The sequence below is a fragment of the Gillisella vitis genome, assembly GCF_021559775.1.
GTDB classification, from domain to species: Bacteria; Pseudomonadota; Alphaproteobacteria; order Rhizobiales; family Rhizobiaceae; genus Allorhizobium; species Allorhizobium ampelinum.
In genome coordinates, this window is record NZ_CP056050.1 from 98,441 (window position 1) to 118,507 (window position 20,067).

14 protein-coding genes and 2 pseudogenes are annotated in these 20,067 nt (G+C 57.3%); 8 read left to right on the plus strand and 8 right to left on the minus strand.

Annotated elements, in window-relative coordinates; translation table 11 throughout:
* Window positions 1–371 precede the first annotated feature (371 nt).
* Window positions 372–809 carry a hypothetical protein gene (locus AVCG78_RS24665; protein ID WP_143049387.1) on the minus strand — a complete coding sequence of 146 codons (438 nt, stop codon included), beginning with the start codon at window positions 807–809 and terminating at the stop codon, window positions 372–374.
* A gap of 882 nt (window positions 810–1,691) precedes the next feature.
* On the opposite strand from AVCG78_RS24665, the gene AVCG78_RS24675 reads away from it, so the two are divergent.
* The 3 genes from AVCG78_RS24675 (at window position 1,692) to AVCG78_RS24685 (ending at window position 6,908) form a co-directional block, all read left to right on the plus strand.
* A complete protein-coding gene (locus tag AVCG78_RS24675; protein WP_071584658.1) occupies window positions 1,692–2,618 on the plus strand; it encodes a hypothetical protein in 927 nt (308 codons plus the stop codon).
* Entirely contained in the window at window positions 2,599–5,712 is a 3,114-nt protein-coding gene (locus AVCG78_RS24680; protein ID WP_071584659.1) for a CHAT domain-containing tetratricopeptide repeat protein, read from the plus strand. The genes AVCG78_RS24675 and AVCG78_RS24680 overlap by 20 nt, the downstream gene beginning before the upstream one ends.
* A 135-nt stretch (window positions 5,713–5,847) precedes the next feature.
* A protein-coding gene (locus tag AVCG78_RS24685; protein WP_087730422.1) for an IS630 family transposase occupies window positions 5,848–6,908 on the plus strand; the annotation gives its coding sequence in 2 pieces (ribosomal slippage) (window positions 5,848–6,340 and window positions 6,340–6,908; 1,062 coding nt in all).
* Between the two features lie 478 nt (window positions 6,909–7,386).
* On the opposite strand, the gene AVCG78_RS24690 is transcribed toward AVCG78_RS24685, so the two are convergent.
* Window positions 7,387–8,427, minus strand: coding sequence for an IS110 family RNA-guided transposase (locus tag AVCG78_RS24690; RefSeq protein ID WP_071584662.1), 1,041 nt, complete (start codon window positions 8,425–8,427; stop codon window positions 7,387–7,389).
* Window positions 8,428–8,697: 270 nt separating this feature from the next.
* Window positions 8,698–9,450 (minus strand): annotated as a pseudogene (locus AVCG78_RS24695) (IS110 family RNA-guided transposase); the annotation flags it as partial.
* On the opposite strand from AVCG78_RS24695, the gene AVCG78_RS24700 reads away from it, so the two are divergent.
* From AVCG78_RS24700 to AVCG78_RS24710, 3 genes and pseudogenes are all read left to right on the plus strand, one after another.
* On the plus strand, window positions 9,419–9,637 hold the full coding sequence (locus AVCG78_RS24700; RefSeq protein WP_156583048.1) for a hypothetical protein: 219 nt from the start codon (window positions 9,419–9,421) through the stop codon (window positions 9,635–9,637). The pseudogene AVCG78_RS24695 and the gene AVCG78_RS24700 overlap by 32 nt on opposite strands.
* A 501-nt stretch (window positions 9,638–10,138) precedes the next feature.
* Window positions 10,139–10,738 carry a hypothetical protein gene (locus AVCG78_RS24705; RefSeq protein ID WP_071584663.1) on the plus strand — a complete coding sequence of 200 codons (600 nt, stop codon included), beginning with the start codon at window positions 10,139–10,141 and terminating at the stop codon, window positions 10,736–10,738.
* A 131-nt stretch (window positions 10,739–10,869) separates the two neighbouring features.
* A pseudogene (locus tag AVCG78_RS24710) lies at window positions 10,870–10,982 on the plus strand (IS6 family transposase); the annotation flags it as partial.
* Between the two features lie 267 nt (window positions 10,983–11,249).
* On the opposite strand, the gene AVCG78_RS24715 reads toward AVCG78_RS24710, so the two are convergent.
* The 5 genes from AVCG78_RS24715 to AVCG78_RS24735 all read right to left on the minus strand — a co-directional run bounded on the left by AVCG78_RS24715 (window position 11,250) and on the right by AVCG78_RS24735 (window position 17,826).
* Window positions 11,250–12,251, minus strand: coding sequence for an ABC transporter ATP-binding protein (locus AVCG78_RS24715; protein WP_071584664.1), 1,002 nt, complete (start codon window positions 12,249–12,251; stop codon window positions 11,250–11,252).
* Window positions 12,248–14,062 carry a dipeptide/oligopeptide/nickel ABC transporter permease/ATP-binding protein gene (locus AVCG78_RS24720; RefSeq protein ID WP_071584665.1) on the minus strand — a complete coding sequence of 605 codons (1,815 nt, stop codon included), beginning with the start codon at window positions 14,060–14,062 and terminating at the stop codon, window positions 12,248–12,250. The genes AVCG78_RS24715 and AVCG78_RS24720 overlap by 4 nt, the downstream gene beginning before the upstream one ends.
* On the minus strand, window positions 14,059–15,009 hold the full coding sequence (locus AVCG78_RS24725) for an ABC transporter permease (protein ID WP_071584666.1): 951 nt from the start codon (window positions 15,007–15,009) through the stop codon (window positions 14,059–14,061). The genes AVCG78_RS24720 and AVCG78_RS24725 overlap by 4 nt, the downstream gene beginning before the upstream one ends.
* 102 nt (window positions 15,010–15,111) lie before the next feature.
* Window positions 15,112–16,581 carry an ABC transporter substrate-binding protein gene (locus tag AVCG78_RS24730; RefSeq protein WP_234796120.1) on the minus strand — a complete coding sequence of 490 codons (1,470 nt, stop codon included), beginning with the start codon at window positions 16,579–16,581 and terminating at the stop codon, window positions 15,112–15,114.
* Window positions 16,582–17,016: 435 nt separating this feature from the next.
* Window positions 17,017–17,826, minus strand: coding sequence for a GntR family transcriptional regulator (locus AVCG78_RS24735; protein WP_234618184.1), 810 nt, complete (start codon window positions 17,824–17,826; stop codon window positions 17,017–17,019).
* A gap of 186 nt (window positions 17,827–18,012) precedes the next feature.
* Between AVCG78_RS24735 and AVCG78_RS24740 the strand changes: the two genes are divergently transcribed.
* Complete coding sequence (locus AVCG78_RS24740; RefSeq protein ID WP_007759466.1) at window positions 18,013–18,996, plus strand: SIS domain-containing protein; 984 nt, start codon at window positions 18,013–18,015, stop codon at window positions 18,994–18,996.
* Between the two features lie 158 nt (window positions 18,997–19,154).
* Window positions 19,155–20,033 carry a PfkB family carbohydrate kinase gene (locus AVCG78_RS24745; RefSeq protein ID WP_071584668.1) on the plus strand — a complete coding sequence of 293 codons (879 nt, stop codon included), beginning with the start codon at window positions 19,155–19,157 and terminating at the stop codon, window positions 20,031–20,033.
* Window positions 20,034–20,067 lie beyond the last annotated feature (34 nt).

The following is a 20,067-nucleotide window of genomic DNA, read 5'->3' on the forward strand; positions in this document are numbered from 1 at the left end:
CTCACACAGGCCGGTCTCCCCTGTTCTGCAAACCAACGACAGGATTTCCTTACGACGCAGGGCGGTAGCGAGTCGGTCACCACAGCGAGAGTTTCGACAATGCGGCTGGCGAGCGTGCAAATTTGACCATCGAAATGGGTACAGCGCTCCTCTTCGCATCGTGCAGCGATCCGGAGCACGCGCAAAGGGGGTGCCGGTGATACTAACTGCAGTACCTCTTCGGTGACCGGCAGAGCGGCGTTGAGATATGAAACTCGCGAACCTTCTGGTGTCCGGTTGACGACACCCAAAACCCGAGCTTGGTCCATTCCGGGCTGAGCACTGGGACACATCGCGTGGTCAGTCTCGATGCGCTTTCCCATCGCCGGTCCTCACAATGTGACAGCTTCGTTCGTCGGAAAGAAGCCGACTATGACGTTTCCATCGCGTATCAGTAGATCCATTGTCTTGACGCCGGATACCGGCTTTAGTTTCTTGCCAACAAGCTTTGCGATATTGGCAACGTCCCCCAAAACGCGGCCCTTTACCTCGGATTCCCTGATCACGAAACCGATAATTCCGGGATTGGGTATAAAGCTGATTTCGGGTTCAATTTCGAAAAGAGCCGGGTTTTCTTTGTGAACTTCGGAAATCGCTGCTTTCACGTTGACCGCTAGCTCAGCGATGCTGATCGATTTCGCCCTCTTCATATCGCCCTCAAAAGCAAAGAACATCGAAATGCAGTCGGCATTGCCGTGCAAGTCTTTGCGCGTTACAGGATTAGTCTTGAAGAATACTGCCTTGATATTGCAAGCGCCGACAATAGTCAAGGGAATTGTATTGTGAGGTTGAATGCCACTTTGTGGGGAGATATGGGATATGCGAAGACACGCACCTGGTTCAGAGTTAAAAATGAGCCGATCTTCGCCTGGGGCGGCTTTGGCGCGTGAGCCACGATTGAGGGCCGGTCTATTCGGGTGCCATCACCGATACCAACGAGGCCGTTGTCCCACCGCACAACCGCATGCCGGCTCTGCTTCATCGCGACGAATATGACCGGTGGCTGAATGGCAGTTTTGATGATCTACAAGCGCTTCAGAAACGGGTGTTTCCCGCTGATTTAATCGAGATCGACAGAACGAGCGAGCTCTGGGTCAAGAAGAAGTCAGCCAACCCGGACGGCGTCATGCTCCCTAAAGAGAGGCTAGGCCTGAGTTTAATCGTCCCCGCCTTAGTGCTGCTTGAGCACTCCAGAATTTGCTGCGAAAACAGGTCCGTAAAGCTATGTGGAGAATAACTGCTCGCTTGACGAGAGTAATATTAAGGTTATTCTATATTAACGCTTGTTGTGGAGACGCAAATGAGCAACGGTGAGTATACTGCCCTTGTCGTCGGTATCCCGATGGAACCGAGAAGGTTTCTGATTACCATCCAAGCGATCGGTTAAACGCCGTTGTTCTTTCCAACGAATTTGCAACCGACGAAATGAAGAAGCTTTTCAACGTATCCAGCAGCGACTGGAGGAAGAATCCGGCAATGATCATCGTTGATGGAGTAAAGCTTAGGCCGAATTGCGATTATCCCGACTGCCAGAATGCCTGACAATTTGCGGTCCGCATCGCTTATTTGAATATCCGTACAGGTTTACAGGAATTCTTCGTCGCTTCGAGCCGAAGCCCATGCAAGCGAATTGACAAGCGAAGGTGGCTTCCGTGAAGATATTTAGGCACAGCACGACGCGCTACATTTTTCTCGCATTCGCACTCGGCTCCAGTTGGCCGGTGGGCGGCCACGCCATGGGACGAAACCCGGACGAGGTCGTCGGAAATCAGTTGAGCCAATACAGGCGCGTCCTCCTTACCTATTTCAAAGCGTTCAACTTGTTGCCGATCGTGCTTCCTGCCGATCAGGTGCCTGGCGACGTCTTCGACATGGGCCAAAAAGGTGTGCTGGTATCGAAGGCCGACGAGTGCTTTCCCGGCTTGAAGCAGCCTGAGCCAGTGCAGTCTGTCCTTGCCTACACCTTCGAACTCGACACTCAGAAGGCGGGCCTGGCATTGGGAATCCCGAAAATCGGCTCGGTCGATCTGGGTGGAGATTTCGAGCAGACGATTACGGTTAACTATACGGATGTGAAGGTTCGCACAGTTTCCCAGCAGTCGTTGAGGACGACCGCATCGGACAAATGCCCCGACGTTCTGGCGATCGCGCGGCAAAAAGAGGTCGCACTGACAGACGGATCGAAGCCTGCACTCTTGGCCATCGTAGGAACCGTGGTGACGGCGAAGCGCGAGATTTTCATCGGCGCAAAGACAAGTATAGACATGAAGGTGGCCGCAGATAAATTGAGCACGTTGCTGACGGGGACCGGGGCCGGTATGGCCCTGAAAGTCAGTGGCCTCGATCCTTCGCTCAGTGCCGTGCTCGGGTTCGGAGGCAAAAGTGGCCTCCTCGTTCAGAGCAACATGGAATTGCCTGTGGCTTTCATGCCGGCATTTATCCCTGAGGTGCTCTTTGCAAGTACGCAAGGCGACCAAAAGCCGACGCCGCGCGCGCTCAAGTGGGATGATTACGATCCTAACGCAGAACAGAACAAGCAACTTCTGAGGTCGCTCATCGATGGGGCAGCAAACAAATAGAGGGCCGGTCCCCATAGCGGTCGTCTTGTTGATGGTGATTGGAGGTTTTTTCCTTGGCGCAGGACCTTCGGCAGCGCAGGCGCCCCTCTCGGATCGGATGTCACGAATAAGCGAGATGATTGCCTCCGGGAAGTTCAAAGAGGCCGCAATCAGTGCCGCGCAATTGATACAGGAGATGCCGGCGTTGGAAGCGTCCGTCTCAGATCAGATCGAGATGTTCCGGCTTGCCGGCAAAGCCGAGTATCAAATCGGCGAGTTTCAGAAGTCCCAGCAATACAACGAGCAAGCACTCGCGCTGGTTCGCGGTGCCGCCCAACCGGACCGCGAGGAGATCGCGTCGATTGAGGCAGATGTCGCTGTGGCATTGAGGAATCTCGGGCGCTACGGGGAGGCGGAACAACGCTTCAAGGCGTCCTACGATGCTTTCCAGCAGACATCAGTGCGCAACAAAGCCGCTTATTCGGATGTACTTGTCAATTACTCGATCCTTTTATACCAACTCAGCGATCTCGATCGAGCAGCTGACCTAACCGATCAGGCGATCAAGATCCGACGTGTAATCAGCCCGCCAGCGCCTGCGAGTCTTGCCCAGGCCCTTGATAATTTCGGCACGATCCTGATGTCGCAGGGTCGGCTCAGCCTTGCCGAGCCTCCGCTCCAGGAGGCACTGCGCATCAGGCGCGAAACGTTGAAAGCGGAACATCCAGACATCGCCGCAAGTTTGAATAATCTCGGCACGCTCCAGTACCGAAGGGGTGAATACGCACAGGCCGATGGGCTATTTCGCGAGGCGATCGCTATCGACATTGCAGCTTACGGTGAAGGCGACGCTCAAGTCTTGCTGGATTTGAACAATCTCGCCGAAACTCTGCGATCGATGGGCCGGCCGGATGAGGCGCTCGAGCTTCAAATGAAAATATTGTCGGGCCGTGAACGGCAATCTGCGAGCAACGGCGCCGACGAAGCGGCATCCTATGATCTCGCCCTATCGAACGCGAACGTCGCAAACCTTCTGAGTGATCTCGGAAGAGATCCTGAAGCGCTGGCATATTATCTTAAGGCGCTCACGCTTGATGAAAAGAGGGCCAATGGCAGACCATCCGTCGAAATTGCCACGGACCTGAACAGTCTCGGCGACTTGATGAGGGAGAGTGGGAAGCCAGACGAAGCGGAGGCGTTCTTAAGGCGTGGAATACAGATCACTGAGCAGTTGGGTGTTTCCGGCAAACCGATGAGGGCTACTCTGTACAACAATCTGGGTGCTCTCGAATTTGATCGGGGCAGCTTTGAAAAAGCTAGAATATCATTTCAAACCGCACTGGATATCAGAACCGAGATTTTGCCGCCCGAACATAAAGATCTCGCCGTCAGCCACGCATGGCTTGCTGAGACTCTTTCGAATCTCGGAGATCAAACTTCGCTCGTTCATGCGCGAAAGGCTCTCACGATTGTGGCCGCCCGAGGCAATCGGCTCGCGGAAATTGGAAATTCAATGGCTAGTGTAGCAGCTGAAGCAAGGACCAGTCGATTGGTCGTCGAAAAGGTTCTTTCGACAATCGCGCGGAGCGGGCCGCGCAGTGGACGTTTTCTCGGGGCGGAGGTCGCGGACGACGCACTCGCCGCACTTCAGATCGCGCAATCAAGCGGGACCGCGGTCGTTGCCGCGCGCACCGCTGTGGCTACGCTATCTTCCGATCCGAACACCGCGGCGTTGATGCGCGATATATCTGACCTAAACGATAGACGCGAGCTTGCAGCCCAGAAAGAGGCCGGCATCGCAGCGAGCCCTTCGGCTGACCATAACCAACCCAACGAATCCTCAGCCCAAATTCAAACCCTGATCGAAACAAAACTTCAATCGCTTTCACCCGAGTTTATCGCATTGGTCCGTCCGCCAACGCTCACTTTTCCAGCGATTCGGCAGAACCTCGAAGTTGGCCAAGGTTGGCTAGGCTTTGTCGTGGGAAGTCGGATCACGACGGTTGTCCTTGTGACAGAGGGGGGCGTGGAGGTCACCTTGGTTGGCGAGGGGGCAAACAAGATCGCACAGCAGGTTCAGCACCTCGTTGAACAGCTAGACCCGGCGGCAAATCGGCCGTTTGATCTGGAGGCATCCTACAGTCTTTATGGCCGTCTTCTTGGTTCGATCGACGATGATTTGAAAAGGTTGGCGAGCGTTGTGGTGTGTTCCGACGGGCCTCTGGAAAGCCTACCATTGTCCGTCCTCGTGACGTCTGAGCCGACCAATCTGACGGGCAATACGGCCAATTCATACCGCCGTGCCGAGTGGCTTTCCAATCGCAACATCATTCAGCTGACGCCGAGTTTTGCGACACTCATTGCGTCGCGACGCGTCGGGCCGCGCGCCAGCACAAGCCGATCCTTTATCGGATTTGGTAACCCCTCCCTCGGCCCCCCACAGAACGTCGGTGTCGTGGCAGGCGCCAATGTGCTGACTAGCTTGGTCGTTCTGCAGGGAACAGGCGAGGCGGTCACCAAGGTCTCCGAAATGGCAAGCTTGCCGGAGACTGCGGACCAGCTGGCTGCGATGAACGCTTTGTTCGGTGGCACGACCGGACACCTGGTGATGGGGCCGGCAGCAACGCGCGACGCGGTTCTAACCGCGGATCTGAGCCGGTTCAGGGTCATTGCATTCGCGACGCATGGGCTTCTTGCAATCAAGAACACCACCGGCGAACCTGCGCTGGTCATGACCCCGATCCCAGGGCAGGATGACGGTCTCCTTACCGCCACCGACATAGCGAGACTGAAGCTAGACGCCGATCTTGTGATCCTCTCGGCCTGTAACACCGCTGCTCCACGCACAGGCTATGCAGCCGATGGTCTATCGGGGCTCGCTCGCGCTTTTTTTCAGGCGGGTGCAAGGACGATTGTCATCTCGCACTGGCCGGTCGACAAAAATGCGACAACCACCCTGATGAAGATCCTTTCCACCATCAAAGGCGAGAGCATCGCCGTGGCGTTTAACCACGCTGCGCGATCGTTGCGTGATGATCAACCTTTTGCCCACCCAGCCTTCTGGGCACCGTTCTCGCTGGTAGGCGACGGAAAAGAACCCTTGCAGGCGCAGTAGCGCGAGTAAGGGTCGCGCAGATTTGGTGCCTGCGAGTTCCTAAGTCAATCTTATACGTCGCCTTGCTGATGTTGACTCTTTGGGCTTCCCAAATCGCGGTGAATCTGAATCTCTGGGGCAAACCGGAGGTTTACGATGCGATCAGGGATTTCGTTGCGTGAAGATTTTGATGGAGACCATCTCCGGCGGCTGGCGCGGCAGACGAAGGACGCGGCCCAGGTAAGACGCTTGTTGGCGCTCGCGTCGATCTATGACGGCGGCACGCGGTCAGATGCCGCCCGCCTCGGCAATGTCACGCTCCAGATTATCCGGGACTGGGTCCTGCGCTTTAACGAACGCGGCCCCCAGGGCCTGATCAATGGCAAGGCTCCCGGTCAGCAGTCGCGGATGAACGATCAGCAGCGTGCGGCGCTGGCGCAGGCCATCGAGCGTGGTCCGACGCCCTATCTCGACGGCGTCGTTCGCTGGCGTCTGTGCGATTTGGCGCAATGGCTCTGGGAAGAGTTTCGCGTTTCTGTGAGCGAGCAAACGCTGAGCCGTGAAGTTCGGGCCATGGGCTATCGCAAGCTGGCTGCCCGGCCCAAACATCACGCGCAGGACCCTCAGGCCATTGACGATTTTAAAAAAGTTTCCCAGCCGCAGTGGCAGAAATTGTTGCCGGAGCAGCCCAAGGAAAACGAATAGAGATTTGGTTCCAGGACGAGGCCCGGATCGGGCAGAAGAACAAAATCACGCGCCGTTGGGCCAAGCGCGGAACGCGACCGTCCGCGCCGCATGATCAACGCACGAGATCGGCCTATATCTTCGGTGCCATCTGCCCGAAGCTCGGCAAGGCCGCCGCGCTGGTCATGCCATGGTGTGACACCTACGCAATGACCCAGCATCTGGCTGAAATCGCCCGTCATGTCGATGACGGCGCGCACGCCATCCTGATCATGGATCAGGCTGGCTGGCACATGTCCAACACGCTCGTCGTGCCCGACAACATCACCATCCTGCCGTTGCCGCCGAAGTCGCCGGAGCTCAATCCCGTCGAAAACCTTTGGCATTTCATGCGCGAAAACTGGCTCTCAAACAGGATCTTCAAATCTTACGACGACATCGTCGCTCACTGCTGCGATGCCTGGCGAAAGCTCGAAAGCCAGCCGTGGCGCATCATGTCCATCGGACGCAGAGAGTGGGCAAATGGGTTTTGATCAATGAGACGGCGTATTATGCCACAGTGACGTATTTTCAGTAGTTTAGACGATTGATTGAGGGGGCCGGTGGTTCGGATCCCTTCACATCAGGATTTTTGTCAATTGTTCATTCGAGTGGCATCGAATTTCTCCTTCGTAGGCGGATCCACGGTCTGAGCCCATAGCAATTACCGGCCCGGTTCTCGGGCCTATACAACCTCATATGTGGAACGGCCCGCGGTGCAAGGGGCTTCACAGTCGAATTCACGCATGCGGACGGTGCGGTCATATGTACGGCCTTTACGTGCGGTACATGACCGCTGGCCTCGATGAGATCCGCGAAACGAGGAGCTAAATCACATCCGCGCACTTTAAGTGCAGTGAGGTTGGCGGCTTTGCTCGGTTCGGGATTTCGTCCCATGGGTTCATCGCTTGTTGTTGCACCTTACATCTGCCGGCCTGCGCCGGTCAGATTGGTTTGTGGGTCATATACTCATCAGGCAGCCGCAGTAATCGAGAGCGGCTTGGGACGATTGTAAACCCCGCCGTTATTCAGCAGCGCCCAGATGATCCTGGCCATCTTGTTGGCCAACGCGACAGCTGCCACCTTGAACGGACGCCTGGCAAGTAGCGCTTTCAGCCAAGGTCGTGCCCGATCATCGTTTCGAGCAATCCGCAGAACGGCTGTCGCTCCGAGGACCAGGAGAACGCGGAGTTCGGGATTACCCATTTTAGAGATCCTGCCCAATCGCTCCTTGCCTCCGCTGGAATGGGGCCTCGGTGTCAATCCCACCCAGGCGGCGAAGTGGCGTGCCGATTTGAAGCCCCCGGGATCCGGAACTAAGGCCTTTATCGTCGCCGCAGTGATGGCACCGACACCGGGGATCGTCGTTAGGCGGCGCATATCTTCGTCGCGCTTCGATTCCGTAACGATGGTACGTTCGAGCACGTCGAGCTGGTCGGCCAAGGCGTCGATTTGGTCGACAATCGCCGTGAGGGCGAAGCGTGCCGCTGCGGGTAGTCGAGTATCTTCTACTTCCCGAACGATGGCCACCAACGCTGCGACGTTGGGAAGGCCACTGGCCGCGATGATACCCAGTTCGGCCAAATGCGCTCGTAAGGCGTTAACCGACTGCGTTCTCTGTTGCACCAGAAGAGACCGTGTTTTCAGCACCATCGCCTCCGCTTGCTGTTCGGCGGACTTGATAGGGACGAAGCGCATGGTCTTGCGGATCACCGCCTCGCTGATGGCTTCCGCATCGGCCGCGTCCGTCTTGCCGCGCTTGACGAAAGGTTTGACGTAGGCCGGCGGAATGAGGCGCACATCATGACCAAGTTTAGCGATCTCCCGCGCCCAATAGTGAGCGCCACCGCATGCCTCCATGCCAACCAGACATGGAGGCAGCCTCTCGAAGAAGCGCAGCACCTCGGTGCGACGCAGTTTTCGATTGAACATGGGCGAACCTTCATTGTCGGCGCCGTGAACTTGGAAAACGTGTTTGGCCAAATCCAGCCCGATGGTGCTAACTTGCTTCATGGAACGGTCCCTCCTTTGTGGCGTTCAAGCAACGACCACGTTTTAGCACTAGATGCTGTCGGAGCGGGCCGTTCCACCTCATCACATCCGGTCGCCGCTCTCACGCGGCTGCACCATTATCCCGCTTTCGACGGGCACGGGCTCAGGAGAACGGGACCAAACTCAAGGTCGGCGTTGAAAGCCAAAAGGATTCCCGGTCCGTTCACCTGGATCCGTCAGGGCTGATCAGGCCCTGAGGATTAGAAACTGTGTTTCGCAGCAGTTTGTCTTTCAGGCGGTTTTCATGATTGCACCTTCGATGACGACGCCGGAGCTCACATACTTCCAGAGGGCCACGAGCAGCTTACGCGCGAGCGCAACGATCATCGGCGTCTTTAAGCGGCCGGCGTTCCCCGCGATGCGTTCCTTAAACCATAGCGTTAAAGTCGATCTCGGTTGGTGGCGCAGCCATAGCCAGGCGAGTTCGACCATCGTTGCCCGCAATCGCGGATTTCCCGCTTTCGAGACCCCTTGTTCGCGATTGACGTTGCCGCTTTGCCAAGGGGAGGGCGCAAGGCCCGCATAGGATGCGATTTGCCGCCGATTGTCGAAGTGTCGGAACAAGCCTTCCGTGTAAAGTATCGTAGCGAACTCTGGGCCTATTCCTTTGATGCCTAAAAGCGCGGTCGCCTCTTTCGGCGTTTCCGGCGTCTCCTGAACGATCAAGGCATCTCGCTCGGCTTCAACAGCCTTGATTTGTGTGAGCAACAATTCGAGGCGATCGAGTTCTCTGCAGATTTCCCCTTTCAAATGCTTTGAGAGTGGCCGACCATCGCCAGTCCGAAGTTCTTCCAGACGTTGGCGGCGATCTCGATTGACAGGTTGGTAATCCCGAATTCCTTGCGTGAAGAGCAGCCCCTTTATGCGGTTGACGTGGAAGACACGTTCCGCAATCAGAGTTTTCCGCTCCCGTCCAATCCGTCGATTGTCGTCTTCCTCGGGTGAGAGAAGTTTGACCATTGAGCACGCGCGAGGCTCCCCTCGGCCTTTGACAGCGGAAGAATTGAGAGCGCTTCAAGAGTATGCCGAACGTCACGGCCGCTCATGGAAGCGCATTCTGAACCACGTCTGGATGGGAGAGGCGCCGCCTGACGACGGTCCCGTTCTGCGCCGGTTGCGCAACACCCACGGTCCCACCTGGCTGGATCGCTATCGCCTGCCCAAGCGGTAGGCAGCGTTCTGATCAACGCTTGCGCACGGGCTCGCAAGGGCGCCGCAATCCAGCGACGGCAGCTTCATCAAGAAAAGCCCGAGTTGCGCCGGCATGTTTGGGCAGCGCTTCACCTCTTGCACTCCGAGCCTGGGTCCAGCGAAGGGCTCCAGATGATGACGGCAAGTATTGGCGCGGCCCTTGCATGGTTTCCTCTTCCGTCTTGGCACCCGGACTCGATACCCGGCCGATCCGCCTTTCGGTTTCGTGGCGGTCTGAACCAGCGCCCGTTCGGTTCAAGGCCGCTGTCGCGCCGCGGGACGGCCGGCCAAGCCGCTCGTCGCAAAGCAGGTACGCGGAGCTTCGCAGGACCCATGGCCCCGCTTGACCGCGCACCGGCTCCGCTCGATCCGGCCCGTCCGGACCCTGAACCGCCCGGCTTGCGCCGGTTCCTTTCGACCGCACCGAAGGGCGGATCGACCAAGGGGTCGAACGCTTCGGAAAATCGAAAAGGAAACCATCATGGCAAAGCCCGTAAACCAACCCCGTCAACCCGCTCGCCCGTCCGCTCGCGTCGTCCAGCTCCGCAAGGGCGCCACGATCGAAATGGTACGCCTCACATGCCAGGATGAAGCACAGGCGCTCAAGATCGCCGAAAGCTTTGGCGCCGCCGTCCTCGATAGCGACGGTATCCGCGACATGCACGAGCGCTTGATCGTTGAGACCGCCACCGGTCTCGCAGAGGGCCTCGGTGAACGGGCGATGCAGATCCATCTTCAGCGCATTGTCGGAGCCTATGTCGGATCGGCCCATGGCGCCGGCCAGTTCTACTCCCGCGCCGTCAGCGAAGCGCGCGATGCCACCGCCAAGGGTGCCGCCAATGCCCGCGACGAGGATCTCGACGGCCCCGTTGGCTACGACAGCGCAGCCCAGCGCAAACGCGAGTTCGCAGCCGACATGGGTATTCAGGCCCACGCGCTCAGGATGGCCGCCGAAGGTACTGTCTCAGCTTACGAGCAAATCGTCGGTGAGTCTTGGAAGCCCTTCGACCGGCCGGTCGAACATCCCGGACAGACGCTCGACCGCACAGCGGCCGCAGCACAGATGTCGGCCTTCGATTAAGTTCGAGATGGCGGAGCTTCGGCTCCGCCCTTCTACCGGTCGGCGACATGTCCTGCCAGAAACAGCCGCGTTTACGAGCGTGCCTTCAAAAGATCTGCCGCGCTTGTTCCGAGATCGTAACCGGCGCCAAGAAGCGCATCGTCACTGACAAGCTTCGCTCCTATGCAGCGGCACAACACCAGGTCATTCCGACAGTCGAGCATCGATCGCATCAGGCCTGGACAATCGCACCGAGAACTCGCATGGAAGGCCATCTGATCCAACCGCATCTGTCCCAAAAGACTCTTGCGGATTTAGCCTCACATCACCCAGCCAGGAGCTTTCTCGGATCATCCCCAACGAGATGGAGCGACCTGCTCGGATTGTGTGTGGATCCTCCTTAAGTTGGAGGTTGGGGGTGTTAGTCGGTGGGACGCGGGACAGTTGCGTGCAAAGAGTGCGTCGTCCTCACCCACAAGCAGAGCGGCCCGAGGAGGCGCTCGACTACATTGCTCAACTGGAACCTCATGGATTACATTTGAGTGCCGGCGCGTAGTCCTGAAAATGAGATATCGTCCCGTATGCAGGCGATCCGGTGACCACCGCTCACTTCCCTGAGCGCCGGACGCGCCAACGAACAAGCCTCAATCGCGAAAGGGCAACGTGTGCGAAACACGCAGCCACTTGGAGGATTCGCAGGGCTGGGCGGATCGCCACGAAGCGCGATCCTCAGGACCGGCCTGACATCCGCATCAACCCTAGGGATGGCGCTCAGCAAAACGGCTGTATACGGGTGACGGGGGTTGGAGAACACGGCCTCCACCGAACCTTCCTCCATGATCCGACCAAGATAAAGTACAACCACCCGGTTGCACAGGTGCTTCACGACCAGTAGGTCATGGCTGATGAACAGAAGGGTCAGGTTCAACGTCTCCCGCAACTCAATAAGCAGTGCGAGAATTTGAGCCTGAACGGATACATCAAGGGCGGAAACCGGCTCGTCGGCGACAATGAAGTCTGGCTCCGTCGCAAGGGCGCGGGCAATCCCGATGCGTTGACGTTGGCCGCCGCTGAACTCGTGCGGAAACCTTTGAGCGTGTTCCGGACGAAGTCCGACCTGAACTAGGAGATCCGCAATCCGGCTTTCGCGTTCGCTTCTGCTCTTGCGGGTATGGAGCTTCAAGGCATCGTTGATTTGCGAACCGATCCGACGCCTTGAATCAAAGCTCGAATAAGGATCCTGGAAAATAATCTGCATCCGTTGACGAAGTCGGCGCAAATCAGTCTTGTTCATGCCGTCGAGCGTCTCACCGTCGAAGGTCACCGAGCCACCGCTCAGAGGGATGAGATTGAGGAGAAGCCGTCCGATTGTGCTTTTGCCGGAGCCACTTTCGCCGACCAGCCCGACTGCCTCGCCGCGGTTGATGGTGATGGATACATCGGAGACAGCTCTGACCGGTTTTTTGGCGGACAGGAACTGCGACGATCCAAAGGTTTTTTCCAGGCACGAGGCCTCGATCAGCGGAATGGTCATAGTTCCTCCCAACGAATACACCGGGTTTTGCGGTCGACTTCAATGCTGACCAAGGAAGGTCGCTGTCTTTCACAGTCGGGAAGGCAAAGCGGACATCTCGGGGCAAACGAACAACCGGGTGGTAGATGATGCGGCGGCGGAACCGAGCCTGGAATACCAACGGGCGCGGGGCCGAACTCCTTGGGATAGCTCTTTAGGAGAGCCATGGTGTACGGGTGTTTGGGTTTGTGGAAGACATCTCCGACCGGTCCTTCTTCCAGAATTTCCCCGGCATACATGACCATCACCCGGTCAGCAATTTCGCGGACGACACCAAGGCTATGCGTCACAAACAGGATCGCGAGATCACCCTCATCCCGGCGTTTGCGGATGAGATCGAGGACCTGCGCCTGAATTGTCACATCGAGCGCCGTTGTCGGTTCGTCCGCAATCAAGAGCTTAGGCTGGTTGGCCAACGCAATCGCAATCATGACGCGCTGCTTCATTCCGCCGGACATTTCGTGCGGGTACACACGAGCGCGACGGGCGGGATCCGCGATCCCGACAGATGAAAGGAGGTCGACGACGGCGTGCGAAACCTGCTTGCGGGTCATCTTCGCATGGGCTTGCAATGCTTCCGCCAGCTGGAAGCCGATCTTCTTGACCGGGTTGAGGCTGCTCGACGGATCCTGGAATATCATGGCGAGCTTGCGCCCGCGACTCTTCAAGAGCTCGCCTTCGCTAAGCCCGAGGATTTCTTCGCGCTCGATCTGGATACTGCCCGACCGCGCTGCAACCCCCTCGGGAAGCAGGCCCATGACCGACAGGCTGAGCAGCGATTTGCCGGATCCGCTCTCACCGACCAGCGCAACGATTTCGCCGCTACAGATCGATAAAGAGACATTGCGCACCGCATAAAGGGGAGCTTTATCGTTGGTAATCGTGACCGACAGGTCATTCACTAAAAGACAGGCGTCGCGATTCGCATCCGCCGCATGTGACAACCGCGGCTCGATTATCGCTCGGGCTCTGAGTCTCGGCCTTGGGTCGAAGTGGTCACGCAGACCGTCGCAAAGCGCATTCATGACGAGGACGATGAAGGTAAGCGCCGCAGCTGGCCAAATGAGGAGATGCGGAGCCTGATACATAGACATACGCGCGGACGCGACCATGAGACCGAGCGATGATTCCGGTGGCGGAACACCGAGACCTAGAAAGGAGAGGCCTGATTCCATGAGAACAGCCGTCGCCATGGCGATGCTACATTGGACCAGAAGCGGCCCGATAATGTTCGGCAATATCGTGCGGAACATGATAAAGGAGCTGCGCACCCCGAGCGCCCGCATGGCTTCGACGAATTCCTGTTCGCGGATACCAAGAACGCCGGAGTAAACGACCCGCACGAAAGTGGGTACGAAAACGACGGAAAGTACCCCAATCAGTGTCGTGAGCCCCGGACCCGCGATCGTCACGACCAGCAGGGCAACCAGCAAGGGCGGGAAACAGAGCATGACATCTGATCCCCTCAATGCGAGAACGGCTGCAATCCCTTTGTAATAGCCTGCAAGAAGTCCAAGCACCGTCCCGATGGCAGCGGCAATCAGCGTCGCGATCACTGCGATCGTCAAGGACACGCGCACGCCATGAAGAAGCCGCACCAGGACGTCGCGACCGAAATCGTCCTGTCCGAGCCAGTGCGAAGCGGACATCGGGCCAAAGCGGCCCGTAAAATCCATGGCAATCGGGTCGGCTCTCAGGATGAGCGGGCCGCAAAAGGCTGCAGCGATAAGGAGGGTCAGCGCAACAATACTGAAGACAAGTCCGGGCTTCATGCGACGCGGCTCCTGGGATCGAGCACTCCGTAAAGGATATCGATCAGCAAATTGAGGAGCACAAAGACGATCGAAATCGTCATGATGATGCCAACCACCATCGGGTAGTCCCGGTAGTTGACAGAAGACACGAGCAACGACGAAAGGCCCGGCCAGTTGAAGACGTATTCCACGAGGACTGTGCCGCCCAAGAGCCCACCAAGTTGCAGCCCGAAGACTGTGGTTATCGGCAGTAGCGCATTGCGGACGACATGGTGAATCATCGTCCGGGGTTGTGACACACCTTTGGCGCGTGCGGTACGAATATAGTCCTTCAGCGCAATCTCTAGAACGGCCGTGCGCGTAATCCGGAAAATCGTCGCTGAAAGCCCGACCGCGATCGTGGTTGCTGGCATGATCAGCAATATCAGATGCTGAACAGGATCTTCGCTGAAGTTTACGAAGCCGCCGGCAGGTACCAGCCGCCAATACTGCGCCAAAAGGTAAAGAATACCTGTTCCAACGACATAGATTGGAATGGAAATGCCAAGACCGGCAATGGCGCTGAGGACACGATCGATCCACATGCTTCTCGAAAGTGCCGCAGCCACCCCGAAAGGGATACCAACGAAGGCGCTGATCAACGCGGCTGCACCGATCAGTTCGAATGTGCGCGGCAAGCGCTTGGCGATTTCGGCTCCCACGGAGGCTTCGTCACGCAGCGAATATCCGAAGTTGCCGTGCACAAAACCCTTCCAGGCCTGCAGGTATTGTTGGAGGAAGGGCTGATCGAGACCGAGCTGGGTGCGCAAGGCGGCAACAGTTGCCGGATCTGGTGCGGAGCCACTTTGCGAAAGAAGGAGTTCCGCGGGGTCGCCCGGAACGAGGTAGATGATGGAGAAGACGACGCTTCCGACAATCCAGACCAGCAGGATTGAAATCAGCAAGCGTTTTACAAACCAGACCATAATGCTTTCCTAGATAACAGACGTCGGCAGATCCTGGGCATCCGAAAGATAATGCCGAAAACAAATCAGGCGACCGGCAGTAGCCGGCCGCCCGACGCCTCGTTAACTAAGCGACGTGCTCTCCAGGGTTCTTCCGGAGAAGAATGTGAGCGCTCCGGGAAGGTTGTTGAAGCCTTGGACATTCTTGCGCAGCGCATAGGACTGGTTGCGCCAGGTCAGGCCCACATAGGGGGTGTTTTGGTAGACGAGTTTTTCGACCTCGGCATAGATACCCTTGCGGGCCTCGAGATTGCTTTCCCCACGACCCCTGGCCAACATCTCAGCCAGGCCCGGCGTCTTAATGTTGAGGCTGCGGGTATAGGCGGGCGACAGGGAATCGTCGACGATGGATGTGATCCCGTCCGGGTCATTGTTGTCGCAAGCGGTTCCGTTCACGCCGATATCGAACTGACCCTTGTTGCCGAGCGAAACACGCGTTGCAAAGTCCGGAAGGTTGAGCTGCGCCTGGATGCCGATTGCCGCCAGACCCTGTTGCACAACCTCCGCTGTGGCCTTCTGGATCGCCACGTCGGATGCTGACAGGAGATTGCACGAAAATCCGTTCGGAAAGCCGGCTTCCGACAGGAGTGCCTTGGCCTTCGCCAGGTCTTCGGTCCAGAAATTCGAGCGCGGGGCATCAAAATAGGGAGTGCCCTTGTAGAAAGGAAGACCCCTCAGGGGTTCACCGTGCCCATAGAATGCCGCCTGGACCATGGCCTCACGCTTCATCGCGAAGGCAACAGCCTGGCGAACGCGTGGGTTGGCCATCGGCCCCTGCGTGCCGTTGAACATCAGGTACATGAAGGCGCCCGGTGTCGTATCCAGCTTGAGATTGAGATCTTTCTCAAGGTTGTCGATCGCCCACCATGGGGCGTATTCCGTCATGTCAATGTCACCTGTCTGGAGGGCCGCGACACGCAGGTTTTCGTCCGGAAATGCCTGCAGCCGGATCTTCGAAACTTTCGGCAGGCCCGGCTTGTAATACTTGTCGAAGGCTTCGACGTCGATGTAGGAGCCACGCTCAATGTTAACGAGCTTGAAGGGACCCGTCCCGTTGGCGTTGTTTTCCTTCGTCGTCCCCTTTTTCAGGATCGGCATATAGTAGGTCGCCAGGAGTTGGGTCACCGTCACCGACGGGTTTTTCATGATGACCTTGACGGTCCGCTCATCCGGAGTCTCGATCGAGGCGACTTCCTGAAACTGAGCGCGGAAGTAAGCGGTCGAATCCTTGGCTGCGACCTGTTCCAACGTCCACTTTACGTCTTCTGCCAACAGCGGCTGACCGTCGTGATAGGTCGCCTTGCGCAGCTTGAACGTGAAGACCTTGTTGCCGTCATTTTCAAAACTCTCGGCAAGCTCTCCCTGCAGACTTCCATCCGGGGCAAATGAGAACAGGCCCCTGTGGACAAGGCTCATGAACGTGCCGGCGGCGGCGCCGGCATTCACCCATGGCGTCAGGTTGGCCGGAAAATTGTTGAGGCCATAACGAAGATACTTGCCGGGCGTCTGCGCCAACGCGGTCTTGGCGGCCATTCCGACAAATGGAAGTGTAAGCGAACCGCCTACGAAACCACGACGAGAGATATTCATGCTTTAGTTCCCCTTCTTTAGCTAACTTCCTATTGCGAGAAGGCAAGCGGCGCCAAGCGCCGAAGTAGCTGCCCTTGTCGAGCAACCCCTTCACGCCCGCTTGACACGGTGGCCCGGAGTCAAGTTCAGATAGTTATGCAAGAATTTATAGCCCAAAATGTAGTCCAGTTGAAATTGGATTGCAAGCTGGTATTATCGGCGGTCAAAATTTTTGGTCGCGCAGGCAATCATGCGCGATTTGGTCTAAAACCCCACCCACTGGAGGGCAATCGCGTGAGATCGGTAGAGATCGCCGAGCATTAAGCGGTGAGGGGATGCGCGAATGCGCAAGGCCGGCCGGGCCTGTTGCGGACCAAACCAGAGCGTTGGGGTCGTATGTTAACGTGCTGACCGGTCTTTTTCGTTCGTCCGAAAGACGACCAGTTTAGGATTGTTCAGCGAGTTCATGTACTCGATGGCCTGGCCATCACTGGTTTCGACGGTGAGGCGCAGGGACAGGACTGCAGCGCCCGGGGTCATTTCGAGCAGACGGCTTTCGAGGTCGTTCAGATACGAAATGGTGATGGTTCGGTCCGCATTGATTGTTTCATATCCATAGCGGCTTTTGAGCAACGCGTAGAGCGATTGCCCAGTGATTAGATCCTCAGCCGTCAAATCTGGTACAAGCTTGGTGACGAGATAGCTGGTCTCAATGCAAAAGGGCTTCTGGTTTATACTCCATAGGCGCCGAAGAATGGTGACGTCGTCATCCTCCGCGATGCGAAGGCGCTCCGCCATTCTGGCGCTGGCCTTTTCCACATGGAAATGCAATAGTTTATTGCTCGAAATGCCACCTTCCTCGGTGATGTGGCGCCCTACGCCGATAGACCTGTAGATATCAAGTTTGCGCGCCACTTTCGCTGCAGCGACGCGCGTTCCGCCGGTTCCATTGCTTTCTAGCAGGCCCGCTTTGATCAGATTTGCGACAGCTCGCCTGACGGTCGCCCTGTTGATACCGAGGGTTTCAGCGAAGTCGCGTTCGGAAGGAATACGGTCGCCCGGGCCGTATTCCGAAGAGGTGAGCAGTTCCTTGATGTGTTGCTCCACCTGCCTGAATAGAGGGCCTTTCCCACTGCTGGCCGTCGTTCCGCTTGCTGCTTCCGAAAGAATCTGACGTCGCCCTGTCTGCGTCGATTTTGCTGCGGTCACGCTCAATTTGTATCCCACCGGTTCTGACTGAAGTGTTCCAATTATAATGGCGCCAGGAGTACCAAAAGTCAACGAAACTGAGCATCCTCAAAAAATGTGGTCTAGTATGCCTTGATCTGGTCCGCTATCTGGTATAGCAAAATGACACCGCATATGATCCAGACACATCAGAGAGTAGGTCAAACCATGCAGCCATCCCAAATTGAATCCTCCATCCAGAGCGCGCTTGCAGCGGTTGCGCAGCGGAAATCGGTTTCGACCATCTACTTCGTCGCCTGTGGCGGATCGTTTGCCCAGATGCATCTGCCGAAATATGCGGTTGATCGAAATTCCTCGACTATTTTTGCTGAGACTTTCAACTCGGCCGAGTTCATTGCTCGCGATCCGGTTCATCTCGGCGAAGGAAGCGTCGTCATCCTTTGCTCGAGCTCCGGCAACACCCCCGAAACGGTAGCAGCCGCTGCTTTCGCAAAGAAGAAGGGCGCCTTCACCATCGGACTGACCACGAAACCCGAGTCTGAGCTCGGGCAGGTCTCCGATTCCACGGTTCCCTATGTCTCGACGCCGCTGATCGGCAACCAGGACGCACCGTCCGGTATCATCCTGCGAATCGCATTCGGTATCGTGAACGCTCGCGAAAATTCGCCAAAGGCGGCTGCACTTCTGTCGGCGCTGGAAAAGGTCGGAGATATCGCAGCCTCCGCCCAGAAAGTTCATGCGGAGGATGCCCGCGAATGGGGTGAGCGCAACAAGCGCGAACCGACGATCTACACGATGGCGTCGGGTTCGAACTGGGGTGTCGCCTATTCCTTCTCCATCTGCATTCTCCAGGAGATGCAATGGATCAACTCCCAGGCAATCCATTCCGGCGAATACTTCCACGGTCCCTTCGAAATCACCGACTTCGATACGCCAATCTTACTTCTTGTCGGCCTTGGTCCGACCCGCGAGATGGACACACGGGCACAGAAGTTTGCCGAGAAATACTCCAAGAATCTGCTCGTGCTGGATGCCGCCAAGATCGACATGCACGGCGTCGCGCCCGAGGTTGCCGAATACATCACGCCGTTGGTGTTCCAGCCGCTGATGCGCATCTATGCGGTGGAGCTGGCGGAGCGTCGCGGCCACCCGCTTACGGTTCGCCGATACATGTGGAAGATGGAATACTGATTGACCATAGGGTAGTGTTCTCTCGTCGATCGACACAGCTTCTCTAAAAAGTGTCTTCCCGGACCGCACGCATCGCTCGGTCTTCGTGAGCGATGCGAAACTGACCAGCCCCACGATCTCTGGGGCTGGTCCGAAAGCCACCGAGGCGACCGTAGAAAATGGGTACTTTCATGTGGGATCGCGAGCCGTCACTTCTTGGAATAGGCGACAACACCGTCGACGTCTATGTCGACAAGGGTTGGATGTTTCCAGGCGGAAACTCGGTTAACGTCGCCGCGATGGCCGCCAAACTCGGTGTTTCCGCAGGCTATGTTGGATGTCTTTCCCGCGATCAATACGGCTCGCTGATCTATGACGCCTTAAAAGAAGAAGGCGTTGACCTGTCCCATTGCCGCAGAGCCGAGGGCGCCAATGCCTGCGCTCTTATCGGCCATGACCAGGGAGACCGCCGATTTCTAGGCTCCCGTCCGGGCGTGCGGGAAGACTTTACGCTGATGGACGACGACTACCTTTACATGAGGTCCTTCGACATCGTGCACACGAGCATCTTCAGCGGTCTCGATGATCGTATCAAGACGCTCGCGGAGAACGCCACGATGCTTTCCTACGACTTTTCCAATCGTTGGACGGATACTCATCGGGATCATCTGGCGGACAAGATCGATATTGCTTTTCTGTCCTTGAGCGAGCTTGCACTCGACGAGTGCGAGGGAGTGCTTAAAAGCTGGGCGCAAGCTGGATGCCGGACCGTGGTCGGGACGCGCGGGAGCGAAGGTTCTCTTGCGCTTCACGAGGGACGGCTTTGTTCCTTTGGCGTGAAGCCCGCTAGGGTCGTGGACACGCTCGGTGCAGGTGACGGTTTCGTCGCCGGCTTCCTGGTGGAATGGTCCAAATCGTCCGACCTCACACGCGCGCTCGAGGCTGGTGCCGTCAATGCTGCTGCAGCTTGCGCGGTCATGGGCGGTTTTGGCCATGGCCGACCCTTCTCGGTTCTCCCGGATGACCTGCCGCCCAGGCGTGCAGCCGCCCGCACCTGACAGGGCGTCGGTCTCTGAAAAGGCGCGGCCGGCG

Excerpts from the sequence above, each read along its gene's own strand:
- AVCG78_RS24705 (WP_071584663.1), top strand. The coding sequence starts at position 10,139 with ATGGCAAAGCCCGTAAACCAACCCCGTCAACCCGCTCGCCCGTCCGCT.
- AVCG78_RS24720 (WP_071584665.1), bottom strand. The coding sequence starts at position 14,062 with ATGAAGCCCGGACTTGTCTTCAGTATTGTTGCGCTGACCCTCCTTATC.
- AVCG78_RS24715 (WP_071584664.1), bottom strand. The coding sequence starts at position 12,251 with ATGACCATTCCGCTGATCGAGGCCTCGTGCCTGGAAAAAACCTTTGGA.
- AVCG78_RS24745 (WP_071584668.1), top strand. The coding sequence starts at position 19,155 with ATGGGTACTTTCATGTGGGATCGCGAGCCGTCACTTCTTGGAATAGGC.
- AVCG78_RS24740 (WP_007759466.1), top strand. The coding sequence starts at position 18,013 with ATGCAGCCATCCCAAATTGAATCCTCCATCCAGAGCGCGCTTGCAGCG.
- AVCG78_RS24725 (WP_071584666.1), bottom strand. The coding sequence starts at position 15,009 with ATGGTCTGGTTTGTAAAACGCTTGCTGATTTCAATCCTGCTGGTCTGG.
- AVCG78_RS24690 (WP_071584662.1), bottom strand. The coding sequence starts at position 8,427 with ATGAAGCAAGTTAGCACCATCGGGCTGGATTTGGCCAAACACGTTTTC.
- AVCG78_RS24680 (WP_071584659.1), top strand. The coding sequence starts at position 2,599 with ATGGGGCAGCAAACAAATAGAGGGCCGGTCCCCATAGCGGTCGTCTTG.
- AVCG78_RS24730 (WP_234796120.1), bottom strand. The coding sequence starts at position 16,581 with ATGGCCGCCAAGACCGCGTTGGCGCAGACGCCCGGCAAGTATCTTCGT.